The organism is Roseovarius sp. CH_XMU1461 (assembly GCF_037027165.1).
GTDB classification, from domain to species: Bacteria; Pseudomonadota; Alphaproteobacteria; order Rhodobacterales; family Rhodobacteraceae; genus Roseovarius; species Roseovarius nubinhibens.
In genome coordinates this window covers 715,078-736,309 of the sequence record NZ_JAYMDV010000003.1, presented here as the reverse complement: position 1 = coordinate 736,309, position 21,232 = coordinate 715,078, and the positions used below count along the sequence as shown (strand labels likewise).

Genomic DNA, 21,232 nt, shown 5'->3' with positions numbered 1-21,232 from the left:
GGGGCGCGCCCTGGGGGCGTCAGATGATCTGCGGTGATGGCCGGGGGTGCTAGCGCGACAACCCGCCGTGCAGCGTCGGCACGTCGAGCGCGGCAAAGCCGTAGTGGCGCAGCCAGCGCAGGTCGCTGTCGAAGAAGGCGCGCAGATCGGGGATGCCGTATTTCAGCATGGCGATCCGGTCGATGCCCATGCCGAAGGCAAAGCCCTGCCATTCCGCCGGATCGACGCCGGCGGATTTGAGCACATGCGGGTGCACCATGCCGGAGCCCAGCACTTCGAGCCAATCGTCGCCTTCGCCCACTTTCACGGTGCCGCCTTCAAAGCTGCACTGGATGTCGACCTCGGCGGAGGGTTCGGTGAAGGGGAAATGCGAGGCGCGGAAGCGGGTTTTGACCTCGGTGCCGAAATAGGCGGTGAAGAATTCCTCGAGCACCCATTTCAGATTGGCCATGGAGATGTCGCGATCGATGGCGAGGCCTTCGATCTGATGGAACATGGGGGTGTGGGTCTGATCGTAATCGGCGCGATAGACGCGGCCCGGGCAGATGATGCGCGTGGGCGCGCCAGAGGCCTCCATCGAGCGGATCTGCACCGGCGAGGTATGGGTGCGCAGCACATGCGGCGGGCGGTCGTCGCCCTCGGCGCGGTGCATGTAGAACGTGTCCATTTCGGCGCGGGCCGGGTGATGGCCGGGGATGTTCAGCGCGTCGAAATTATACCAGTCGGTTTCGACCTGCGGGCCTTCGGCCACGGCAAAGCCCATATCGGCAAAGATCGCGGTGACCTCTTCGGTGACCTGGCTCACCGGGTGGATGCTGCCCTGACGGCGGGGCCGGGCGGGCAGGGTCACGTCGAGCCATTCGCTGCGCAGACGTTCGTCGAGCGCGAAATCCGAGAGCGCCTGTTTCTTGGCGGCCAGCGCCGAGTTGATCTCGTCCTTGAGCGCGTTGAGCTTGGGACCGGCGACTTGCCGTTCCTCGGGGGACATGCGGCCCAGCTCGCGCATCTGGAGGCTGACCTCGCCCTTCTTGCCCACGGCCTGCACGCGGAGCGTTTCGAGCGCGGCTTCGTCACCGGCCTCGGCAATCAGGGTAAGGTATTTGCTGCGCAGCTCATCCATGGGTCAGGTGCTTTCGATGTCTTCCGTCGCTGACCTGCTAATGCCATGGCGGCGCGATTGCAAGATTGCCCTGTGCGGCAGGGGGCGGCGGGGCCGGGAAAGGCGCAAAGCGTCTCAAATCCGCGACGATCTCCGCAGCTTTGCCATGATTGCGCCGTGGCGCGGGCCGCCGTCGCGGCGAGGCTCTGGCCCGGGGGCGTAATCTTGGTGGAGTGGATGCGATGAAACGGTTGGATGTGATGGCGGCGGTGCTGAGTGCGGGGCTTGGGATCGGTCTGGCGGGCGGCGCCTTGGCCTTTGGCGGATCGGGGGCGAAACAGGTTACCGCGCCGCCGCCCGATTATCTCGGGCAATGGTATATTTCGGGCGGCTGTTCCTATAGCCGGGCGCAGGCGCCGGGCTATCCGGTGCATTGGGTGTTGATCCTCAACCCGCATCATCTGGGTCAGGGGCCCGCGCCCAAATACTGCCCCTATCGGCTCTGATCCTTAGCGGTTCGGATCCCCTAGCGTGCCGGTATAGTCGCGGGTGAAGCGCGCGTAGCCCTCGGAGGTGACGCGCAGATCCTCGGCCATCAGGCGGTTGAGCTCGGGGAGCCGGTGAAAGGGCACATTGGGCAGGGAATGATGTTCGATGTGATAGGGCATGTTCCACGCCAGAAACCGCACCGCCCGGTTGGTATAGGTGGTGCGGGTGTTTTCGAGCATATTCGCCACGAAAGCACAGCGCCCATGTTCGGCCAGCAGGTAGAGCCGCAGGGCGGGCTGGCCCAGCAGCAGCGGCAGGAGCCAGACCCAAAAGAGCAGCGGCGAGATCAGGAGGCTCGCCCCGGCCAACGCGTAGAGCGCCAGCATCACCCGCGCCTCGCGCCGGATGCGGGGCCGGGCGCGGGCCGGGATATAGGGGGCCGGGTCGCGGTCGCGCGCATTGTGCAGGATCTGCCCCAGCATGCCCCACCAATAGGGCAGGCCGGAGACATGGATCAGATAGGCGCGCCAGGTCTCGGGCTTGGCGCCGGAGAGCAGTTCGGGGTCGCGTTCCGGGTCGTTGGTGTGGCGGTGATGGGCGAGGTGGAAATAGCGAAACCAGGTGAAGGGCAGGAAGATCAGCAGCCCTGACAGATGGCCCGCCGCCTCGTTGAGCCAGGGCGTCGCGAAGGGGCGTCTTGTGCGTGGCCTCATGTTCCAGCGTGAAGAGAAAACAGAGTGCGATCCCCTGCACGGGCAAGAGCGCCCACCAGAGCACCCAGCCCTGCGCGATCCAGATCCCCAGCCCAAGGATGAGCCCGCCATGGCCCGCCAGATGCCAGAGCCCGGGCGCGTCCGCCGTGCGGTTGAGCCGGGCCAGCATCTCGCCTCCGAGCCGGGCGGCGACGCTGCGGTGATCCGGGGCGGGGCTGTGCTGCGATGTCTCGGACATGGGGCCTTCCTCCGTGCTGATGTCTGGGTCTCTTTCCCGCGTCTCTGTACACTCTTGTCCAGATTGAGGTTAACGCCTATGCTAGGCGCGGTTTGCCAAGGAGGAAAGAGATATGAGCCAGCCGCGCAGTGTTCCGTTCGATGCGTTGAGCTTTGTGCCGCGCTTTGCCTATGGCGAGATGGCGCAAGCCGCCGAGGTGGCGGGGAGCGCCGATGACACCGATCTTGGCGCCGGGTTCGTCCGGCTGAGCCGCGCCGATATTCCGTGGCAGATCAAATATGACGAGGTGATCCTCGTGCTTGAGGGCGAGATCGACGTGGTCTGTGACGGTGAGGTGCTGCACGCCGGGCCGCGCGATTGCATCTGGCTGCCCAAGGGGACCGAGCTGCGCTATCGCAGCGACGAGGCACTGGTGTTCTACGCGATCACCCCGGCGGATTGGGCGGCGCGCGAGGGCCAGTCATGAAGATCGCCCGGCTGCCGCGCGACGACCGCAGCAACGGCTGGAGCGCGATTTTGCCCGAGCGGGTGGCGGCCTCGCCGCTGATGGGCGATGTGACGGCGGATTGGGTCGTGGTCGGCGCGGGCTATGCCGGCTTGGCGGCGGCGCGGCGGCTGGCCGAGCTGCGGCCAGAGGCGCATGTGGTGCTCATCGAGGCGGGGGAAGTGGGCGAAAACGCTTCGGGGCGCAATTCCGGCTTTGCCATCGACCTGCCGCATAATGTCGGCTCGTCGCTGGACGAGCTGGAGGGATCGCATCGCTTCATGGGGTTGGCGCGATTCGCGATTGCGCAGCTCGACCGGCTGGTCGAGCGCCATGGCATCGCCTGCGACTGGTCGCCCGATGGCAAATATCACACGGCGGTGTCGGAGCGCGGGGTGAACGAGGTGCTCGAGCCCTTTGCCCGCGAGCTTGAGGCGCTGGGCGAGCCGTTTGAATGGGTGCGCGGCAAGGCGTTGCAGTCAGCCCTTGGCAGCCCGCATTTTACCGCCGCCGTGTACACGCCGGGCGGGCGGTTGATGAATCCCGCCGCGCTCTGCCGGGGCTTGGCGGACAGCCTGCCGGACAACGTGACGCTCTATGAGAATTGCCCGGTGCTGGCGATCGAACCGGGGGCGGTGATCCGTCTCGAGACCAAGGGCGGCAGTATCAGCGCGCCGCGGATGATCATGGCGGCGAACGGCTTTGCCGAGCAGTTCGGGTATTACCAGAAGCGGTTCCTGCATCTGGTGGCCCATGCCAGCCTGTCGCGGCCCCTGACGGCGGGCGAGCGGGCGCGCTATGGCGTGGCGCGGCCTTGGGGGCTGACCCCGGCCAATGCCTTTGCGGGCATCACCATGCGCTACACCAACGACCATCGGCTGTTGATCCGGCAGGGGCTCGCCTATTGCCCGTCGCAGCGTTTTGACGAGGCGCGGCGCAAGGCGGTGGCGGCGCAGCACAAACGGCTTTTCGATGCGCGGTTTCCGGGGCTGGAAGAGGTCGAGATGGCGCATACCTGGTCGGGCTTTGTCTGCCTGTCGCGCAATGCCGCGCCGGGGTTTGGGCAATTGGCCGCGAATGTCTGGGGCGCGGTCTGTCAGAACGCGGTGGGGGTCACCAAGGGCACCTTTGGCGGCACGCTGGCGGCGGAGATGGCGCTGGGCGAGGACAATGCGTTGATCGCCGATATGCAGAGCCTTGGCGCGCCCACGCCCCTGCCGCCGCGCCCGTTTCTCGATCTCGGCGTGCGGACCCGGTTCCAATGGGAGCTCTGGCGCAACCGGCACGAGGCCTGAAGCAGGAGAGCTAGCGGCGCAGCTCGGCGGCGTCGAGCGCGGCGGTGACCGCCGGGCTATGGGTATAAGCGAGCGCATGGCCCGCCTCGGGGATAATCACGTTGCGCGCGCCCGGGTTGAGCGCGGCGAGCCTTTCGGCGCCGGCGACCGGGATCACCTCATCCTCGGCGGCCCAGATGGCGAGCAGGGGCGTGCGGGCCTCGGCGATCTTGCGATGGGCCTCGGTCACGTCGTGATCGAGCATGTGATGCAGCGAGGAGGTCACGGCGGGGATGAAACCGCGATAGCGCAGCTCGTTGAGCTGCAGGGGCACGACATTGGGGATCTGGGAGGTTTCGATGTCACGCTCTGCCTCGACCGAGGCGCGGAAAGAGCGGGCATAGGTCAGATGCATGAGCCAGCGCCCGACCCAATTGTGATTGGCTACCAGCCGCGCCACCGGGCCGAGATCATGGCCAAGCCCGGCCGGGGCGAGCAGGATCAGGTCGCGCACCAGATCCGGGTGGCGGGCGGTCCAGGCGGTCGCGATGGCGCCGCCCATGGAATAGCCCATCACCGTGGCCGGACCGCGCAGCCCGAGATGATCGAGCAGCTCTGACAGATGCGACAGGAAGAATTCCTCGTCCTGTGCGCCGCCGGGCCGGTCGGAATAGCCGCGCCCGTAATGGTCATAGCTCAGCGTGCGAAAGCCCTGCCCGTTGAGGTGATCGGCGATGGGGGTCCAGACAAAGCTCGGCGTGGTGAGCCCGTGGATGAGGATCACCAGCGGGCCATCCTCGGGACCGGCCAGCCGGTAATGGGTGCGCCCGCGCGGCAGATCGGCAAATTCGCCGGGGGCGGATTGCCGGGCCTCGGCCCCCATGGCGGGGCGCAGCCGGTCGCGGGCGAACGGCGCCAGCGCGATCAGCGCCGCGACGGAGGCCAGCCCCCAGATCACGCGGCGGCCTGCCAGGCGTCGAGAATATAGCGCGAGGTCATCAGGTCGAGATGCGCGCCGCCGCCGTTCTTGAAGAGGGTGATGTCATCGTCGCTCTGCCGGGTGAAGGCGTCGAGCGTGTAGTAATCGGCGAGCAGGTGATCGCGGCTGATCGCGCCGGAGGCCAGCGGGATCTTGATCTCGCCAATGTGGTCGACCGTGGTGTCATAGCTGTCGACAAAGACCCGGGCGCGTTGCAGGCCAGCGTCGTCCACTTCGCGCATGTCGGGGCGGTAGGCGCCGATGAGGTCGATATGCTGGCCCGGTTGGAACCATTCGCCGCGCAGCACCGGCTCGGTCGACATGGTGGCGGAGGTGATGATGTCGGCGCCGCGCACGGCGGCTTCCAGATCCTCGGCCACGCGCAGGCCGGGGCAGTCGGCAACCATCGCCTCGGCGTTCTTGGTGGTGCGGTTCCAGACAGTGAACCGCGCCTCGGGGAAGGCCGAGGAATAGGCGGCAAAGAGATTGCGCCCGACGGTGCCGGCGCCGACGATCAGGATCTCGCGGCTGTCGGGACGGGCCAGTTTGGTCGCGGCAAAGAGGCTGTCACCGGCGGTTTTCCATTTCGTCACGAGGTGAAAATCAATCAGCGCCTCGAGCGTGCCATCGCCATCGCCATAGAGGCAGACCGCGCCATTGATCATCGGGTCGCCCTTGGCCGGGTTGCCGGGAAAGATCGTGGCGGATTTGACCGCGATCCCCATGCCGTCGATCCAGGCCGAGCGCGACAGCAGCGTATCGGGATCGCGGTAGAGGAACGTGTCGCCGATCTCGGCCTTGGGGAGTTTATGCCCGGCCTCGAACGCGGCGCAGAGCCCCTGCCAGCTCAGCTTGGCCTCACCTTCGGCAAAGGGGATGTGGGTAAAGCTCATTGCGCCTGCTCCTTGGTCAGTAGCCCGTGGCGGACGAGGCAATCGGCCCAGCCCTGCGGGGTGGTGAAAAGATGGGTCTGCCAGCCGCGCGCGGCGGCGGTGGCGATATTGTCGTCCCGGTCATCGGCGAAGAGGAGGCTCTGGGGCGCGAGGCCGCAATCGGCCTCGACCGCCGCATAGATCGCCGGGTCCGGCTTGGCGAGTTTCATCTCGCCCGAGATGTAGCGCCGGTCGAAGAGGTCGAGAAAAGGGTAGACCGCGACCGAGAGCGGGAAGTTCTCTGCGCCGAAATTCGACAGGGCAAAGACCGGGGTGCCGCGCGATTTGAGCGCTTTCAGAAGCCGCACGGAATGGTCGATCGACGGCGTCGCCAGCTCGGCCCATTCATCGCGCAGGATCGCCAGTTCGTCCGCCCAGTCGGGCGTGGCCTCGGCGGCCTCGGAGATCGTGTCGTGGAAATGCGCGCCCGCGTCGATGCGGTTCATCAGGTCGTAGACATCGAAGGCGGCAAAGAAGGCGCGGCGGCGGTCGGGGCCGATGCGCCGGTCGTAATGCACCTCGGGGGCCCAGCGGATCAGCACATTGCCAATGTCGAAAAGAACGGCGGAAATCATGTGTTGGAATAGACTTTCGTATCGGGGCGGGGCGCCGGGCGGCGCCGGGTTTCGAGATAGATCATGGCGAGGCCAGAGCCGAGGATCAAGGCGATCCCGACCCAGGTCGAGACGCCGGGGAAGGTGCCAAAGACCACCACGCCCCAGATCACCGCCATCGGCATCGACACATATTCAAAGGGCGCGGCAAAGGCGGCCTCGGCGATGCGATAGGCCTGCGAGATGAGAAAGCCGCCGATGATGCCCGAGGTGCCGAGCATCACGAAGATCGGGATGTCGGCGGGATCGAGCGGCGCCCAGGCGCGCAGCAGGAAGGTCAGCACCTCGGGCGCGTCCGAGGCATAGCGCCCGTCGCCGATGGCCAGCCCGACCGTGGCGCTCACCGTCATGAAGGAGACGAGAATCCAGAAGGTCATGGTGCCGGCGCTCTCGGTGCCGCCGATGCGCCGCGCGATGATATGCATGAGCGCATAGAGCGCGGCCGAGATGGCGGGCAGGATGGCGGCGATCTGAAAGGCCGACGTGCCGGGTTTGACCATGATCAGCACGCCGAGCAGGCCGATGGCGATGGCCGCCCAGCGGCGCGGCCCCACATGTTCGCCAAGAAAGATCACCGAGAAGACGGCGATGACCAGTGGTGAGACGAAAAAGATCGCGACCGCATCGGCGATCGGCAGCGACGCGAGGCCGAGGAAGAGAAAGCTGTTGGCCGCCACCACGCAGAGGCCGCGCGCCAGATGCCAATGCAACAGACGGGTGCGCATGGTCTTGAGCCCGCCCGAGATCGGCATGATGATCAGCGCGAAGGTCAGGATGCCGATGAGCGAGCGGTAGAAGACGATCTGATGCAGCGCATAGGTGTCGGAGAGGAACTTGATGCCCACGTCATTGAGCGAAAAGCACATGGCGGCGACGGTGGCGCAGATGGCACCTTTGAGATTGCTGTTTGAAATACTGGCGCTGGTCATGGAAATCCTCCCGCCGCCGGAGCGGCTGGCGCGAGGAAACGCGAGGCGGGCGGGATTGTAAAGGGTCGGGCCGGTGGGTTTTGCCCGCCGCCGGGGATTTGGGTATTTCCAACCAGAAAGAGCCGGGGCTTAGCCCGCGCGGGCGGCGCGGCGCAGCGCCTGTTCGAGCGCGTCGAGAAAGCGCGAGCGGTCGGCTTTGGAAAACCCCTTGCCGCCGCCTTGGCGGAACGGGTCGGCGGCGCGCAGATCGGCCATCAGATCGCGGGTGGCGAGCACATTGCCGATATTGGCGGCGGTCAGCGGCTCGCCATTATGTTTGAGCACCTCGGCCCCGGCCTCGACGCATTTGGCGGCGAGGGGGATGTCGCCGGTCACCACCACATCGCCCGGACCGGCGCGGTCGGCGATCCACATATCGGCCACATCGGGGCCTTCGGGGACGATGACATTTTCCACCAGCGGGTTGGGCGAGGGGCGCAGCCCGCCGTTGGAGACGATGAAGATCCGCGTCTTGTGGCGGGTGCCGACGCGTTCGGCCTCGGCTTTGACCGGGCAGGCGTCGGCATCGACATAGATTGCCATGCTCAGCCCGCCTCTGGTTTTGGCGGTTTGAATTCCTCGGGGATCGGCATCCGGTTGAAGGCGTCGAGGCCGGCGATCTTATAGGCTTCGGCCAGGGTCGGGTAGTTGAACGTGTTCTGGACGAAGTAATCCACCGTGCCTTTGAGGTTGAGCACCGCCTGGGCGATATGGATGAGCTCGGTCGCGCCCTCGCCGACGATCTGCACCCCGAGCACCCGGCGGGTCTTCAGCGAGAAGAGCATTTTCAGCATGCCATGTTCGAGCCCCATGATATGGCCGCGCGAGGTTTCGCGGAAGCGCGCGATGCCGACCTCATAGGGGATGCCGCGCTCCTGCATTTCTTCTTCGGACATGCCGCAGGTGGAAATCTCGGGCACGGAATAGATGCCATAGGGATACCAGGGGCTCTCGCTCAGGGTGGGCACGCCGAGCGCGTGGCAGGCGGCGACGCGGCCCTGTTGCAGCGAGGTGGAGGCGAGGCTCGGGTGGCCGATGACATCGCCCGCGGCATAGATATGGCCGAGCTTGGTCTGATAGGTCTTGCGGTCGACTTCGATGCGGCCGCGATGATCGGTTTCGAGCCCGACGGCGGAAAGGTTGAGCTTTTGCGTGGCGCCCATCCGGCCGGCGGCAAAGAGCAGCATTTCCGAGCGCACATGGCGGCCGTTGCCCATGGTGATCTCGACATGGTCGCCCGCGTCCTCGATTTTCTCGATGGGTGAGCCGAGGCGGAGATCGACGCCGTTTTCGCGGATCTGATGGGTGAATTCCTGAATGAGCGTGCGGTCGATGAAGTCGAGAAAGCTGTCGCGCGGCTCGATCAGGGTGACGCGCACGTCGAGGGCGGCGAACATCGTGGCATATTCGACGCCGATGACGCCGGCGCCGACCACGGTGAGGCTGCGCGGGATGCGGGCCAGTTCGAGGAACTCGTCGCTGTCGACGATGGTGGTGCCGTTGAAGGGCACGTAATCGGGCCGGTAGGTGCGGGTGCCGGTGGAGATCAGGAAGCGGTCGGCGGTGAGGCTGGTGGTCTCGCCCGCCTCGGTGGCCACTTCGACGGTCTTGGGGCCAGTGAACCGCGCCAGCCCGTTGAGCGTGTCGACATGGTTGCGATTGAACTGATGTTCGAGCACGTCGACCTCGTAATCGAGCGTCATATGCAGGCGCGATTTGAGATCCTGCGCCTCGATGTCGTCCTTCACCCGGTAGGAGCGGCCATAGAAGCTGCGTTCGCGCCAGCCGGAGAGGTTGAGCACTGTTTCGCGCAGGGTTTTCGACGGGATCGTGCCGGTATGGACCGAGACGCCGCCGAGCCGGTCCTTGCGGTCGATGACCAGCACGCGGCGTTTGAGCTTGCCGGCCTGAATGGCGGCAGAGCGCCCGGCGGGACCGGAGCCGATGATGATGAGATCGTAATGGGTGGCACTCGACATGGGCAGCCTCGTCTGGGTCAGGTCGGGGCGACCCTAAGAGGCAGGCCTCAGCCCCGCAAGGGCAGGGTGCGCCCCGCGCCGGGATGTTTGCGACGCGGGGGCTGGGTTTGCTCGAATTTTGGGCGGGCGATCAGCCGTAGAGCGCCTCGGCATGGAAGGCGACGTGATCCTGCATGAAGGTGGAGACGAAGAAATAGCTGTGGTCATAGCCCGGCTGCATCCGCATCGTGCCCTGCTGGCGGCGGGCGGCGGCGGCCTCGAAGAGGGCTTCGGGTTTCAGCAGGTCGAGGAATTGATCCTTGGTGCCGGTGTCGGTGAGCACCGGCCCGTCGAAACCGGCCTCGCGCATCAGGAGCGTGGCATCATGGGCGGCCCAGGTCGCCTCGTCCTCGCCGAGATAGGCGCCGAGCTGTTTGCGGCCCCAGTCCGAGGCGCTCGGATGGGCGATGGGGGCGAAGGCCGAGACCGAGCGGAACCGGCCCGGCAGGCCCATGGCCAGCGTCAGCGCGCCATGACCGCCCATCGAATGGCCGGTGATCGCCTGACGGTCGAGGTCGATGGCGAAGTTTTCGCCCAGAAGCGCGGGTAGCTCTTCGGCCACATAGTCCCACATGCGGAAATGCGGGGCCCAGGGGTCCTGGGTCGCGTTGACGTAGAACCCCGCGCCTTTGCCGAGATCATAGGCCTCGTCATCGGCCACGGTCTCGCCGCGCGGCGAGGTGTCGGGAAAGACCAGCGCGATGCCCTGTTCGGCAGCCCAGGTCTGGGCCCCGGCCTTGGTCATGGCGTTTTCATGGGTGCAGGTCAGCCCCGACAGATACCACAGCACCGGCACCGGCCCGTCGCGGGCCTCTTCGGGCAGGAAGAGACCAAAGGTCATGTCGCAGGCGCAGGCAGAGGAGGCGTGGGTGTAGACGCCCTGGGTGCCGCCAAAACAGGCGTTTTCGGATTGGGTCTGCATGATGTCAGTCCTTTTGGTTCGTGGCGCCCTGATGGGCTGTCATGAGCGCGGCGAGCGGTTTGCGTTTGCGCGCCGCCGCCGGGGTGGTTGCCTCAGCACTAGCATGGCCGACGGTGAGGATCATCACCGGTTTTTCGCTCTCGGGGCGGTCGAGCAGCCCGTTGAGGAATTTCATCGGATTGGGCGTATGGGTCAGGCAATAGAGCCCGGCGCGGTGCAGCGCGGTGATCAGCATGCCGGTGGCGATGCCGACGCTTTCGGGCACGTAGTAATGTTTGGCGCGGCTGCCATCAGGGGCGGTGCCGTAGCGCTGGGCAAAGATCACGATGAGCCAGGGCGCGGTGGTCAGATGCGGTTTGGACGCGTCGGTGCCGATGGGTTCGAGCGCGGCGAGCCAGGCATCGCCGGCGCCGCCCGCGTAGAAGGCGCGCTCCTCTTCCTCGGCGGCCTCGCGGATGCGGGATTTGAGCGCCGGATCGGAGATGGCGGCGAAATGCCAAGGCTGCTGATTGGCGCCCGAGGGCGCGGTGCCGGCGGCGCGAATGCAGGTCTCGATGATCTCGTAAGGCACGGGCCGGTCGGAAAATTCGCGCACCGAGGCGCGGGTTTCCAGCGAGGCGAGGAAATCGCGCGCCTCGCGCAGGGCGTCCTCGTCGCTGAGCGGTGCGCGCGGCGGCAGGGGCTGAGGGCTATAGGACATGGGCGGGCTGTTTCAGTAGAGCGTGTTGGCCCAGCCGATGACCAGCGACAGGGTCACCACGGCGAGGGCGGTGGAGATCAGGATCGAGGCCGAGACGCGCTGGGGCGCGACGCCGTAATGCTGGGCAAGGATATAGACATTGCCCGCCACCGGCAGGGCGGCGGCGGCGATCATTACTGCGGCCGGATAGGGCGCGATGGGAAAGAGAACGAGCGCCGCCACGGCGACGGCGGCCGGGTGCAACACCAGTTTGCAAAACGAGAGATAGCCCGCGATCACCGGCCGTTCGGCGGATTTTGAGGCCAGCGACGCGCCAATGGCAAAGAGCGCACCGGGGGTGGCGGCGCCGCCCAGCAGCACGAGGAAATCATTGGCGACCGAGGGCAGCGGCCAGCCCGAGGCGGACCACGAGAGGCCGAGCACGATCGACACGATCATCGGGTTCTTGAGCAGGCCGATGCCCACCGTGCCGAGCACCGCCAGAGACATGCGCCCGTCGCGCGAGCCGGTGATCAGGATCACGATGAGCGAGCCAAAGACCATGAGATCGACCGCGAGCACCATCATCACCGGTGCGATGGCGGCCTCGCCCATCAGCATGGCGAGCATCGGCAGGCCGAGAAAGCCCACATTGCCGATCACCGCGCATTGCGCCTCGACCGCGGCTTCGGCGACGGACAGGCGGCGCAGGATCGCGATGAGCGTGGCGAGCAGATAAATGGCGAGCGAGGCCAGCGCATAGGCCAGGACGAAATCGAGATCGAAGGCTTCGGCGAGGCTGAGATTGGCGGAGAATCGCAAGAGCATCGCCGAGAGGGCGAAGTAGAAGACGAATTTGGTGAGCCATGCGGTGGCGGCTTCGGGAAAGAAGCCGGAGCGCCCAGCGCCATAGCCAAGGCCGATGATCAGGAAGAACGGGATGGTCTGAAGAAATACGGCCAGCATGGCCGTTTGGTAGCATGTTGCGCGGCGGGGGCAAATGCTATTCGCCGCGCCGAGAGAGCCGCCAAAAGAAACGACCGGACGGTTGCCCGCCCGGCCGCAGTTCGTTGATTTCGGTCGCTTATGACGGGCAAGGGAGGAGGTATGCACGCCATCGAAACCGATCCGGCGACCCCTGCTAAATGGGAGGAGGAGGCAGAAGCCGTCCGGTTGAGTTGATCATTGCCGCATCGCGGCGCGATTCGGAATTCTTCACGCTGCATCTGCGAGAAAAAAGCGGTGGAGTGCTTAAAACTTAACCAAAATACCGTGACCTGTCATAAGATTAAACGCTTCTTGCCCAGATTCTGCAGCTGCGAGAGGATTTTGCTCAGCCCGAGCCGATCAACACCCCGGCCGCAAAGACCAGCGCCCCGCCGAGCACCACTTGAAAGGCCGCGCGAAAGAAGGGCGTCTCCATAAAGCGGTTCTGAATCCAGGCGATGGCCCAGAGTTCGATGACCACGACGATCATGGCGATCACGGTGGCGGTCCAGAAATCTGTGATGAGATAGGGGAGCGCGTGGCCAAGCCCGCCGAGCGTCGTCATCAGGCCCGAGGCAAAGCCCCGTTTCACCGGGCTGCCGCGGCCCGACAATTCGCCATCATCGCTGGCGGCTTCGGTAAAGCCCATGGAAATGCCTGCGCCGACAGAGGCGGCAAGACCGACGAGGAAGGTGGTCCAGGTGTCCTGCGTGGCAAAGGCGGTGGCAAAGATTGGCGCGAGGGTCGAGACCGAGCCATCCATCAGCCCGGCGAGGCCGGGTTGCACCCAGGTCAGGATGAACTGCCGATGGGCCTTGCGGTCTTCGCCTTGGCGGCTCTCGGGGTCGAGATGGGTTTCGGCCAGGGTCTCGGCGCTGTTCTGGTGGCCGGCCTCGGCGGCGGCGAGATCGCCGAGCAGCTTGCGGGTGGCGGCGTCCTTCGTGCGGGCGGCGGCCTTGCGATAGAAGGCTTCGGCGTCGCGTTCCATCGCGGCGGCCTCGTCGCGGATGCGGTCGAGCCCGAGGCTCTGGGTGAGCCAGACCGGGCGGCGGGCGTGAAAGCCTGCCACATGTTCGCGGCGGATAAGCGGGATCACCTCGCCAAAGCGGCTTCGGTGCAGGTCGATGAGGGCGCGACGATGCGCGTCTTCCTCGGCGGCCATGCCATCGAAGAGCCGCGCGCTGTCGGGGAAATCGGGGCGCAGCCGTTCGGCATAGAGCCGGTAGATGCGGGCGTCGTCCTCTTCGGAGGAAATGGCCAGCGCCAGCACCTCTTGTTCCGAGAGGTCGGCGAAACGGCGGCGGTTGGAGAGGCCGGGGATCATGAGAGCTCGCATTTCGATCAATTAGAATGATTCTAAACTAGCCGCTCGGGGCCGTTTTGCAAGGGGATTTCGCAGGGCGCAGAGCTGGGATGCAAAAAAGTAAACCAATTAGTTCAAAAACTACTTGCGTCGGGCAGCGCGTCTCCTACATAAAGTGAACAGAACGGTTTAGATAGCATTCCTGACGGAGCATATGACCATGAAACGCCTCATTCCCGCCCTCGCCATTGGCCTCACCCTGATCTCGGCCGCCCTGCCTGTTCATGCGCTCAGCCTGGACGCGGGCAATGTCACCCCGACCATCAGTTTTCCGGCACCCGCGGCTGACACTGTCACCCGCGATGCAGGACGCCCGGCCCATTGACCGGGCACGACAGCGGGCTGAGGCTCCTCCGAGGTCCGCTGTCGCCATATTTCTGGGGGTTTGCCTTGCTCGCCCCCCGCTCGCACCTGTAAGGTCGGATGACTTCGGACCACGGGGAATTTGATGGCGAGCACACAGGCCGAAATCAAGAAGGGCAGAAAATTCGATCAGGTGCTGGAAGGCGCCCGGGTCGTGTTCATGCGGGACGGGTTCGAAGGCGCGAGCGTCGACGATATTGCCCGCGTGGCCGGCGTCTCCAAAGCGACGCTCTATGCCTATTTTCCTGACAAGCGGCTGCTCTTTTCCGAGGTGGCCCGGATCGAGTGCAACCGTCAGGCCGAGGCGGCGCTTGGCCATATGGATATCACCGCGCCGGTGCGTGAGACGCTCTGTGCGGCGAGCGAGCGGCTTGTCTGTTTCTTCCTGTCGGAGTTCGGGCAGCAGATGTACCGGGCCTGCGTCGCCGAATCGCATCGCTTTCCCGAATTGGGGCGGCGGTTCTATGCGTCGGGTCCGATGATGCTCAAACAGCGGTTGGGCGCGGTGCTCGAGGCCTATGTGGCGCGGGGCGATCTGGTGATCGAGGATATGGATCTCGCCACCAGCCAATTTGCCGAGCTCTGCAAGGCGGATATGTTCGTGCGCTGTCTCTGCGGCATCGATTGCGACCATGATCAGGCCGATATCGACCGGGTGGTGCAGGGGGCGGCAGATATGTTTCTGGCCCGCTACGGGGCCAGAAACTAAAATACTTGCAGATCAGACGCCTGCGTCGATCATCGCCTTGGCGAGGATCGGCACCGATTTGGCGTTGAGCCCGGCGATGTTGATGCGGCTGTCGCCCACCATGTAGATGCCGTGATGCTCGCGCATATGGGCGACCTGTTCGGGTGTTGCGCCGAGGCGCGAGAACATGCCGCGATGCTGTGCGACAAAGCCGAACCGGTCCGAGCCAGAGAGTTTGCGCAGCTCATCCGCGAGGCTTTCGCGCAGGCCCAGCATGCCGTTGCGGACCTCTTCGAGCTCGGCCTGCCAATCGGCGCGGAGCGCGTCATCATAGAGGATCATCGTCACCAGCCGCGCGCCATGGTCGGGCGGGAAGGAAAAGTTCTGCCGGTTCAGGAAGTTGAGATTGTCCTGCGCCACGGCGGTCTGGTCTTGGCTCACCGCCATCAGGATGCCGGTGCGTTCGCGGTAGATGCCGAAGTTCTTCGAGCAGGACGCAGCGACCAGCGTCTCGGGGCAGGATTTGGCCACCAGACGGGTGGCGGCGGCATCGGCGTCGAGCCCGTCGCCAAAGCCCTGATAGGCAATGTCGATCATCGGCATCGCGCCCTTGTCATTCAGCACGGCAATCACCGCCTGCCATTCCGGCAGGGTCAGGTTGGCGCCGGTCGGGTTGTGGCAGCAGCCATGCAGCAGCACCACATCGCCTGCGGTCAGCCCGGCGAGATCTTCCTGCATCCCGGCGAAATCGACAGCACCGGTGGCGCTATCGAAATAGCGGTAGGTGACCGTTTCCATGCCGAGATATTTGAGGATGCTCAGGTGGTTGGGCCAGGTTGGGTTCGGCACGAAAATCCGCGCCTTGGGATTGGCCATGCGGATCAGCTCGAACGCCTGACGCACGGCACCGGTGCCGCCCGGGGTCGCCGCCGCCGCCACCGCATCGCGGGTCACGGCATCGCCGAGCACCAGCGAAACCATCGCGTCGGAAAAGCCCGGATCGCCCGCGAGCGCCACATAGGATTTGGTCTGTTCCTCTTCCCAGAGCCGTTTCTCGGCCGCCTTGACGGCGCGCATGATCGGGGTGTGCCCGCTTGCGTCCTTGTAGACGCCGACGCCGAGATCGACCTTGGTGTCGCGCGGATCGGCGCGATACTGGGCCATGAGGGCGAGGATCTTGTCCTCGGGCTGCTGCGATAGGTTGCTGAGCATTCAAGCGTCTCCGGTGGCAACGTTAACGGTGGGAAAAGCGCCCCATTCGGTCCAGGACCCGTCATAGAGCGCGTGGTCGGTTTTGCCGATGCGGGCGAGGGCGAGGTTGATCACCGCCGCCGTCACACCCGAGCCGCAGGTGGTGATCACCGGCTTGTCGAGATCGGCGCCAGCGGCGTCAAAGACGGCGCGCAGATCCTCGGGCGATTTCATCGTGCCATCGGCATTGAGCAGATCGGTGTAGGGCGTGCTGCGGGCGCCGGGGATGTGACCGGCGCGCAGCCCTTCGCGCGGCTCGGGCGCGTCGCCACGGAACCGTTCGGCCGAGCGCGCATCGAGGATCGTGTGATCGCCGAGCTTGGAGGCCTGGGCCACCTGGGTCACATCGCGGACCATTTCGGGGCGGCGGCGCACGGTCATGTGGCGGTCGCGGATCACCGGCGGGGTGTCCTCGGTCGGGCGGCCCTCGTCGAGCCATTTCGGCAGGCCGCCGTCGAGCACCGCGATCTGATCATGCCCCATCAGCCGGAAGAGCCACCAGACGCGGGCCGCAGAAAACAGCCCATGGGCGTCGTAGACGACGATCTTGTGCCCGTCGCCGACGCCGAGGGCGCGCACGCGCGACATGAATTTCTCGACCGGCGGGACCATATGGGGCAGGTCCGAACGGTGGTCGGAGATATCGTCGATGTCGAAGAACCGGGCGTTGGGAATGTGGCGGGTTTCGAACTCGGCCCGCGCGTCGCGGCCCGTGGCGGGCATGAACCAGGTGCCATCCAGCACCCGCACGTCGGGGTCCTTGAGATGGTCGGCCAGCCAGCCGGTCGAAACGAGGGTGGTGATGTCATCAGTGGCCATGGCGCACCTCGTGGTTAGACGAGGGGATCGCTACACCCATGCGCCGGGGGGATCAAGGCCGCGGGCGGGTTTGAGGCGCGATGCGCCGGGATTTTCCGCCCTAGCGGGACGTGGCGTTGCGGATCAGGCCGACAAGCGCCAAGAGCGCGCCGCCGCCGACACCGCCGGTGGCCACCTGACCGAGCACGCCTGCCAGATCGACGCCGCCTTGGGTCATGCTGCCCGCGCCGAGCATGTCCAGCGCCTGTGTGCCGAGCCCGCCGCCAATGATCCCGGCCACCGAGTTCACCAGCATGCCCATGTTGAGTTTGCGAAAGATCCCGCCGGCGACATTGCCGCCCACAGCGCCCGCGATGAGGCCTATGATCAATTCCATGTCCCTCTCCCTCTGTCCCGGAATAGGCCCGGGCGACCCTGAGTTCAACCTAGGGCGGTGGGGGGAGAGCATGTCAGGGGAAAAGAACCGGCCCCGCGTCAACGGGCCTAGCTGTGATCCTTGAGCAGGCGTTGCTTCTGACGGTTCCAGTCGCGCTTGGCCTCGGTGGCCCGCTTGTCGACGTTCTTCTTACCCTTGGCGATGCCGATCTTGAGCTTGGCCAGTCCGCGATGGTTGAAATAGAGCACGAGGGGCACGAGGGTCATGCCCTTGCGTTGCGTGTCATTCCACAGGCGCGCCAATTCGCGCTTCGAGACCAGCAGTTTGCGTCGCCGCTTTTCCTCATGGCCAAAGGTCTTGGCCTGTTCATAGGGGGCGATATAGGAGTTGATCAGCCACAGCTCGCCATCATCCACCGCCGCATAGCTTTCGGCGATATTGGCCGAGTTCTCGCGCAGGGATTTGACCTCGGACCCTTCGAGAATGATGCCGCATTCGACATCTTCCTCGATCGCGTAATCATACCGCGCCCGCCGGTTCTCGGCGATCACCTTGTAATTCGGGTTGTCCTTCGGTTTTGCCATTTCGCTGAGGTAGTGTGTCAGGCGGCCCATGTCCAGTGGCCAGATGGGCGGGGTCGGGTCAAAACAGGGGGCGGGTGCGACGCATAGAAAAACGCCGCCCCGAGGGACGGCGTTTTCCGAAAAGATGCAAAGGGCGCGTGGCTTAGAAGCCGAGGCCTTCGTATTTCTTCTTGAACTTCGAGACGCGACCACCGGCGTCCATCAGGCGCGAGGTGCCGCCGGTCCAGGCCGGGTGCACGGTCGGGTCGATGTCGAGCGACAGCGTGTCGCCTTCCTTGCCATAGGTCGAGCGCATCTGAACGATGGTGCCGTCGGTCATTTTGACGTCGATCAGGTGGTAATCGGGATGGATGTCTTTTTTCATCTGAGCGATCCTTATGCCGAAGCGCCGGTTTTGGGCTTGTAGTTGCTGTCCTCGGCGATACGGGCCGATTTGCCGCGACGGGCGCGCAGGTAGTACAGCTTGGCGCGGCGCACGCGACCACGGCGCACGACCTCGATGCTGTCGATGTTGGTCGAGAAGAGGGGGAACACACGTTCCACGCCTTCACCAAAGGAAATCTTGCGCACGGTGAACGAACCGGCAATGCCCACGCCGTTCTTGCGGCTGATGCAAACGCCTTCGAAGTTCTGCACACGGGTGCGGGTGCCTTCGGTCACTTTGTAACCGACGCGCACGGTGTCACCGGCTTTGAAATCGGGGATCTCTTTCCCCAGCGAAGCGATTTGCTCCGCTTCGAGCTGTGCGATCAGGTCCATCTGATCATCTCCTAAACTGCTTGCGGTTTTGTCCGCAAAGATGTCTCGCGTCCTAAGAGCTCTTGGTCTTCGTCCGGGTCCGCCTTGGTCCGATCAACGGGGCGCCCGCCAGAGGTCAGGTCGTCATTGCTTGTTTGGGCTGCTGCGATCCGTGCGCCCCGGTCGAAGCGATCCTGGGGCCAAGCGAATATACAACAGGTCCGACCGACTCATAAGAGCCGCAGACGCGCGGTGTATAGGCGCTCTGGCCTTGTCGCGCAAGGCCCCAGAGGTGGGGCGGTCGCGGTCGCTGCGGTCTCAGCCCGGCAGGATGCGGCGCGCGCGGCTTAGGTGGAGGGCGAGCCCCGCCAACGCGGCCAGGATGAGCACTGCGGCTAGCGTGGCGAACATGCCCGCGAACCCGACCGCCTGCAAGAGCGGCAAGGTCAGCAGCGGCGACAGGATCTGCCCCAGAAACACCGCCGTGGTGAGCACGCCTGCCGTGCGTCCGCGCCGGTGCGGCGGCGTCGCGGCGAGGGCGATTTCGTTGAAATTGGGGACCACCGTGGCAAAGCCCAGACCGACAAGGATCGCGCCCGCGACGATCATCTTGATCCCTTGGGCCAGCGCCAGGGTCAGCATGCCGCCACCCATCAGCGCATAGCCCAGGGCGAGCAAACGGGCGTGCCCCAATCGCGGCTTGAGCGCAGAATAGCGGCTCGCCGCCAGCGCCCCGGCCAGGGTCAGCGCCACCATCGCGCCGCCCATCACGGCGGCATTGTCGATGCCGTGATGCGCGATGAAGAACGGCAGCTGCGTCGGCATGGTGAAGAAACAAATGACCGTCAGCATCTGCAACCCGGCCATTGACCAGAGTGCCATGTCAAAGCGGCGGGCGACGGGCTCGGCCATATCCGGCGCGGGCGTCGGGGGAGCGGCGCGGGCCGGTTCGGGCAGCGAGTGCCAGAGCACCGGCAGGATCAGCAGGGCGAGCGCGTGCACGGCAAAGGCATGCATTGGCGAGATCAGCGCCAGAAACCCGGCCAACCCGATCGCCACCAGCCCGCCGATATTGCGAGCCGAGACCTGCAGGCCGAGCAGGCGGCTCCGTGCCGCCCCGTCGAAATAATCCGCGATGAGCGCGGTTTGCGAGGTCATGATCAGGGCCACCGCGATGCCGAGGATCAGACGGCTGATCAACAGCGCCTCGAGCATGGCGAGGGCAAACCCCGCCGTGCCCGCCGCCGCAAAGAGACCAACGCCGCCCAGCAGCATCCGCCGCTTGCCAAACCGGTCGGCGAGGCTGCCGCTCCAGCCGGCGACGAGCACCACGGCGACGGAGGGGGCGGAGACGAGAAACCGGGTCAGCAACGCCGCCTGCGGATGATCAGCAAAACGCGCCTCAAGCCCCGGCAGCGCCGGGCTGATCGCGGCATTGGCCATGGTCGTGAGGGTCGCGGCGAGCAACAGCGCGATGGCGCGGGGATCGTGATGGATGGGGGGCGATGAGAGGGAGGGCATGCGGTTTTCCTTGTCATTTGCTGAGTCGGAGATCACGCTACGAAATCAAGCCAACTTGAGGTCAATCATGAAACTGCTCGATATCGGAGAGGTCGCCGAGGCCACCGGCCTGCGGGTCTCGGCGCTGCGCTATTACGAGGAAAAGGGGCTTATCGAGGCGCTCGGCCGCAAGGGGCTTCGGCGGCAATACGGGCCTGAGGTGCTGCAACAGCTGGCGCTCGTCGCGCTCGGGCGGCAGGCGGGGTTTTCGCTCGATGAGATAGGTGGGATGTTTGGCGCAGGCGGCGCCCCCGCCCTGCCGCGCGCGGAGCTCAAGACGCGGGCCGCCGAGATGCGCGATCAGGCGCGACAGCTCGAGGCGCTGGCGCAGATGCTCGGCCATGTGGCGGACTGCCCCGAGGCCAACCACCTCGATTGTCCCAAGTTTCAACAGTTGCTCAAACTGGCGACCCGCGCCCAGAGACGCGCGACCTAAGCCGTGGCACCGCCGGGCGGCAGAAGCCAAAGATCGAAATAGGCCTCGAGCCGCCCGTCGAGCGGATCGTCGCTGTGCAGCGCGCAGAAACTCAGGCCCAGCGCGTTGAAAATAAAGGCCTGTACCCCCTCGGCCAGCATGGCGGGATCGGCATCCTTGCGAAACGGGGCGGCGTCCAGTTTCGGCGCGAGCAGGAGAATGAACCGCTCGAACGTGGCGGCGATGGGCCCGATCTCTTCGCGCGCGGCGGCCCCGGAATGGCGCAAGATCACGTCGAACACATAGCGCTCGGACCGCATGAAGGCCACGAAAGGCCCGAGATCGCGGACCAGATCGGCGGTGCTCTGCGGCGGCGGACAGGCCTCGAGATCGCTCAGGAGCAGATCCATTCGCTCACCGATCAGCCGGTCCATCAGCGCATCCTTATCCTTGAAATGCGCGAAAAACGTGCCCTTGGCGACCCCGGCGCGGCGCACCACCTCCTCGACGCGCAGCGCGCCATGGCTGGTCTCGGAAATCACCTCGCGCGCGGCCTCGAGAAGCCGCGCCCGGGTCTTGAGCGTGCGGGTCTGAACGGGTTGGGTCATGCCCCCTTGTGCCATGCCTTCTGACCGTGGTCAAAAATAAATATTGACCGCGGTCAGTTTTTTGGACTAAG

26 protein-coding genes are annotated in these 21,232 nt (G+C 65.4%); 6 read left to right on the top strand and 20 right to left on the bottom strand.

From position 1 onward, the window contains the following. Positions 1 to 49: 49 nt before the first annotated feature. Entirely contained in the window at positions 50 to 1,120 is a 1,071-nt protein-coding gene (pheS, locus tag WA237_RS12725) for a phenylalanine--tRNA ligase subunit alpha (protein WP_336098044.1), read from the bottom strand. Between the two features lie 221 nt (positions 1,121 to 1,341). Here pheS and WA237_RS12720 point away from each other — a divergent pair, with 221 nt between their 5' ends. Next, complete coding sequence (locus WA237_RS12720) at positions 1,342 to 1,605, top strand: hypothetical protein (protein WP_009813758.1); 264 nt, start codon at positions 1,342 to 1,344, stop codon at positions 1,603 to 1,605. A 3-nt stretch (positions 1,606 to 1,608) separates the two neighbouring features. On the opposite strand, the gene WA237_RS12715 is transcribed toward WA237_RS12720, so the two are convergent. Continuing rightward, positions 1,609 to 2,301: a fatty acid desaturase gene (locus WA237_RS12715; RefSeq protein ID WP_336098043.1), complete on the bottom strand. Its 693-nt coding sequence runs from the start codon at positions 2,299 to 2,301 to the stop codon at positions 1,609 to 1,611. Positions 2,302 to 2,651: 350 nt separating this feature from the next. Here WA237_RS12715 and WA237_RS12710 point away from each other — a divergent pair, with 350 nt between their 5' ends. Continuing rightward, a complete protein-coding gene (locus tag WA237_RS12710; protein WP_336098041.1) occupies positions 2,652 to 3,005 on the top strand; it encodes a cupin domain-containing protein in 354 nt (117 codons plus the stop codon). After that, positions 3,002 to 4,318: an NAD(P)/FAD-dependent oxidoreductase gene (locus tag WA237_RS12705; RefSeq protein ID WP_336098039.1), complete on the top strand. Its 1,317-nt coding sequence runs from the start codon at positions 3,002 to 3,004 to the stop codon at positions 4,316 to 4,318. The genes WA237_RS12710 and WA237_RS12705 overlap by 4 nt, the downstream gene beginning before the upstream one ends. Positions 4,319 to 4,328: 10 nt before the next feature. Here WA237_RS12705 and WA237_RS12700 read toward each other — a convergent pair whose 3' ends face one another. The 10 genes from WA237_RS12700 to mbfA all read right to left on the bottom strand — a co-directional run bounded on the left by WA237_RS12700 (position 4,329) and on the right by mbfA (position 13,720). Beyond that, complete coding sequence (locus WA237_RS12700; protein WP_336098036.1) at positions 4,329 to 5,255, bottom strand: alpha/beta fold hydrolase; 927 nt, start codon at positions 5,253 to 5,255, stop codon at positions 4,329 to 4,331. After that, positions 5,252 to 6,169 carry an ornithine cyclodeaminase family protein gene (locus tag WA237_RS12695; RefSeq protein ID WP_336098035.1) on the bottom strand — a complete coding sequence of 306 codons (918 nt, stop codon included), beginning with the start codon at positions 6,167 to 6,169 and terminating at the stop codon, positions 5,252 to 5,254. The genes WA237_RS12700 and WA237_RS12695 overlap by 4 nt, the downstream gene beginning before the upstream one ends. Then, on the bottom strand, positions 6,166 to 6,783 hold the full coding sequence (locus WA237_RS12690) for an HAD family hydrolase (protein WP_336098034.1): 618 nt from the start codon (positions 6,781 to 6,783) through the stop codon (positions 6,166 to 6,168). Before WA237_RS12690 ends, WA237_RS12695 begins: the two co-directional genes overlap by 4 nt. After that, complete coding sequence (locus WA237_RS12685) at positions 6,780 to 7,751, bottom strand: DMT family transporter (RefSeq protein WP_336098033.1); 972 nt, start codon at positions 7,749 to 7,751, stop codon at positions 6,780 to 6,782. The genes WA237_RS12690 and WA237_RS12685 overlap by 4 nt, the downstream gene beginning before the upstream one ends. A gap of 129 nt (positions 7,752 to 7,880) precedes the next feature. Beyond that, a complete protein-coding gene (locus WA237_RS12680) occupies positions 7,881 to 8,333 on the bottom strand; it encodes a YaiI/YqxD family protein (RefSeq protein WP_009813766.1) in 453 nt (150 codons plus the stop codon). Between the two features lie 2 nt (positions 8,334 to 8,335). Continuing rightward, positions 8,336 to 9,769: a Si-specific NAD(P)(+) transhydrogenase gene (gene sthA, locus WA237_RS12675; protein ID WP_216016154.1), complete on the bottom strand. Its 1,434-nt coding sequence runs from the start codon at positions 9,767 to 9,769 to the stop codon at positions 8,336 to 8,338. 130 nt (positions 9,770 to 9,899) lie between these two features. After that, entirely contained in the window at positions 9,900 to 10,730 is an 831-nt protein-coding gene (gene fghA, locus WA237_RS12670) for an S-formylglutathione hydrolase (protein WP_336098032.1), read from the bottom strand. A gap of 4 nt (positions 10,731 to 10,734) precedes the next feature. Then, entirely contained in the window at positions 10,735 to 11,430 is a 696-nt protein-coding gene (locus WA237_RS12665; RefSeq protein WP_336098031.1) for a nitroreductase family protein, read from the bottom strand. Positions 11,431 to 11,442: 12 nt separating this feature from the next. Further along, on the bottom strand, positions 11,443 to 12,375 hold the full coding sequence (locus WA237_RS12660) for an AEC family transporter (protein ID WP_009813770.1): 933 nt from the start codon (positions 12,373 to 12,375) through the stop codon (positions 11,443 to 11,445). A gap of 367 nt (positions 12,376 to 12,742) precedes the next feature. Beyond that, a complete protein-coding gene (mbfA, locus tag WA237_RS12655) occupies positions 12,743 to 13,720 on the bottom strand; it encodes an iron exporter MbfA (RefSeq protein WP_336098030.1) in 978 nt (325 codons plus the stop codon). Between the two features lie 199 nt (positions 13,721 to 13,919). On the opposite strand from mbfA, the gene WA237_RS12650 reads away from it, so the two are divergent. Continuing rightward, positions 13,920 to 14,084: a hypothetical protein gene (locus WA237_RS12650; protein ID WP_198011697.1), complete on the top strand. Its 165-nt coding sequence runs from the start codon at positions 13,920 to 13,922 to the stop codon at positions 14,082 to 14,084. Positions 14,085 to 14,207: 123 nt separating this feature from the next. Next, complete coding sequence (locus WA237_RS12645) at positions 14,208 to 14,831, top strand: TetR/AcrR family transcriptional regulator (protein ID WP_336098029.1); 624 nt, start codon at positions 14,208 to 14,210, stop codon at positions 14,829 to 14,831. A gap of 12 nt (positions 14,832 to 14,843) precedes the next feature. Here WA237_RS12645 and WA237_RS12640 read toward each other — a convergent pair whose 3' ends face one another. From WA237_RS12640 to WA237_RS12610, 7 genes are all read right to left on the bottom strand, one after another. Then, entirely contained in the window at positions 14,844 to 16,022 is a 1,179-nt protein-coding gene (locus WA237_RS12640; protein ID WP_336098027.1) for an amino acid aminotransferase, read from the bottom strand. After that, entirely contained in the window at positions 16,023 to 16,880 is an 858-nt protein-coding gene (gene sseA / locus WA237_RS12635; protein WP_009813775.1) for a 3-mercaptopyruvate sulfurtransferase, read from the bottom strand. Between the two features lie 100 nt (positions 16,881 to 16,980). Beyond that, the gene (locus WA237_RS12630) at positions 16,981 to 17,256 is read right to left on the bottom strand and encodes a hypothetical protein (RefSeq protein WP_216016158.1); all 276 of its coding nucleotides are present in this window, start codon (positions 17,254 to 17,256) and stop codon (positions 16,981 to 16,983) included. A gap of 107 nt (positions 17,257 to 17,363) precedes the next feature. Continuing rightward, on the bottom strand, positions 17,364 to 17,840 hold the full coding sequence (gene smpB / locus WA237_RS12625) for an SsrA-binding protein SmpB (RefSeq protein WP_040618406.1): 477 nt from the start codon (positions 17,838 to 17,840) through the stop codon (positions 17,364 to 17,366). Positions 17,841 to 17,982: 142 nt separating this feature from the next. After that, positions 17,983 to 18,204: a 50S ribosomal protein L31 gene (gene rpmE / locus WA237_RS12620; protein ID WP_009813778.1), complete on the bottom strand. Its 222-nt coding sequence runs from the start codon at positions 18,202 to 18,204 to the stop codon at positions 17,983 to 17,985. Between the two features lie 11 nt (positions 18,205 to 18,215). Then, positions 18,216 to 18,599, bottom strand: coding sequence for a 50S ribosomal protein L19 (gene rplS, locus WA237_RS12615; protein ID WP_009813779.1), 384 nt, complete (start codon positions 18,597 to 18,599; stop codon positions 18,216 to 18,218). A gap of 297 nt (positions 18,600 to 18,896) precedes the next feature. Continuing rightward, positions 18,897 to 20,099, bottom strand: coding sequence for an MFS transporter (locus WA237_RS12610; RefSeq protein WP_336098025.1), 1,203 nt, complete (start codon positions 20,097 to 20,099; stop codon positions 18,897 to 18,899). Positions 20,100 to 20,166: 67 nt separating this feature from the next. On the opposite strand from WA237_RS12610, the gene WA237_RS12605 reads away from it, so the two are divergent. Continuing rightward, positions 20,167 to 20,574 (top strand): helix-turn-helix domain-containing protein, encoded by a 408-nt coding sequence (locus WA237_RS12605; RefSeq protein WP_336098022.1) that lies wholly within the window; start codon positions 20,167 to 20,169, stop codon positions 20,572 to 20,574. On the opposite strand, the gene WA237_RS12600 is transcribed toward WA237_RS12605, so the two are convergent. Further along, the gene (locus WA237_RS12600; RefSeq protein ID WP_336098020.1) at positions 20,571 to 21,161 is read right to left on the bottom strand and encodes a TetR/AcrR family transcriptional regulator; all 591 of its coding nucleotides are present in this window, start codon (positions 21,159 to 21,161) and stop codon (positions 20,571 to 20,573) included. The two genes, WA237_RS12605 and WA237_RS12600, sit on opposite strands and share 4 nt — an antisense overlap. Positions 21,162 to 21,232: the final 71 nt, after the last annotated feature.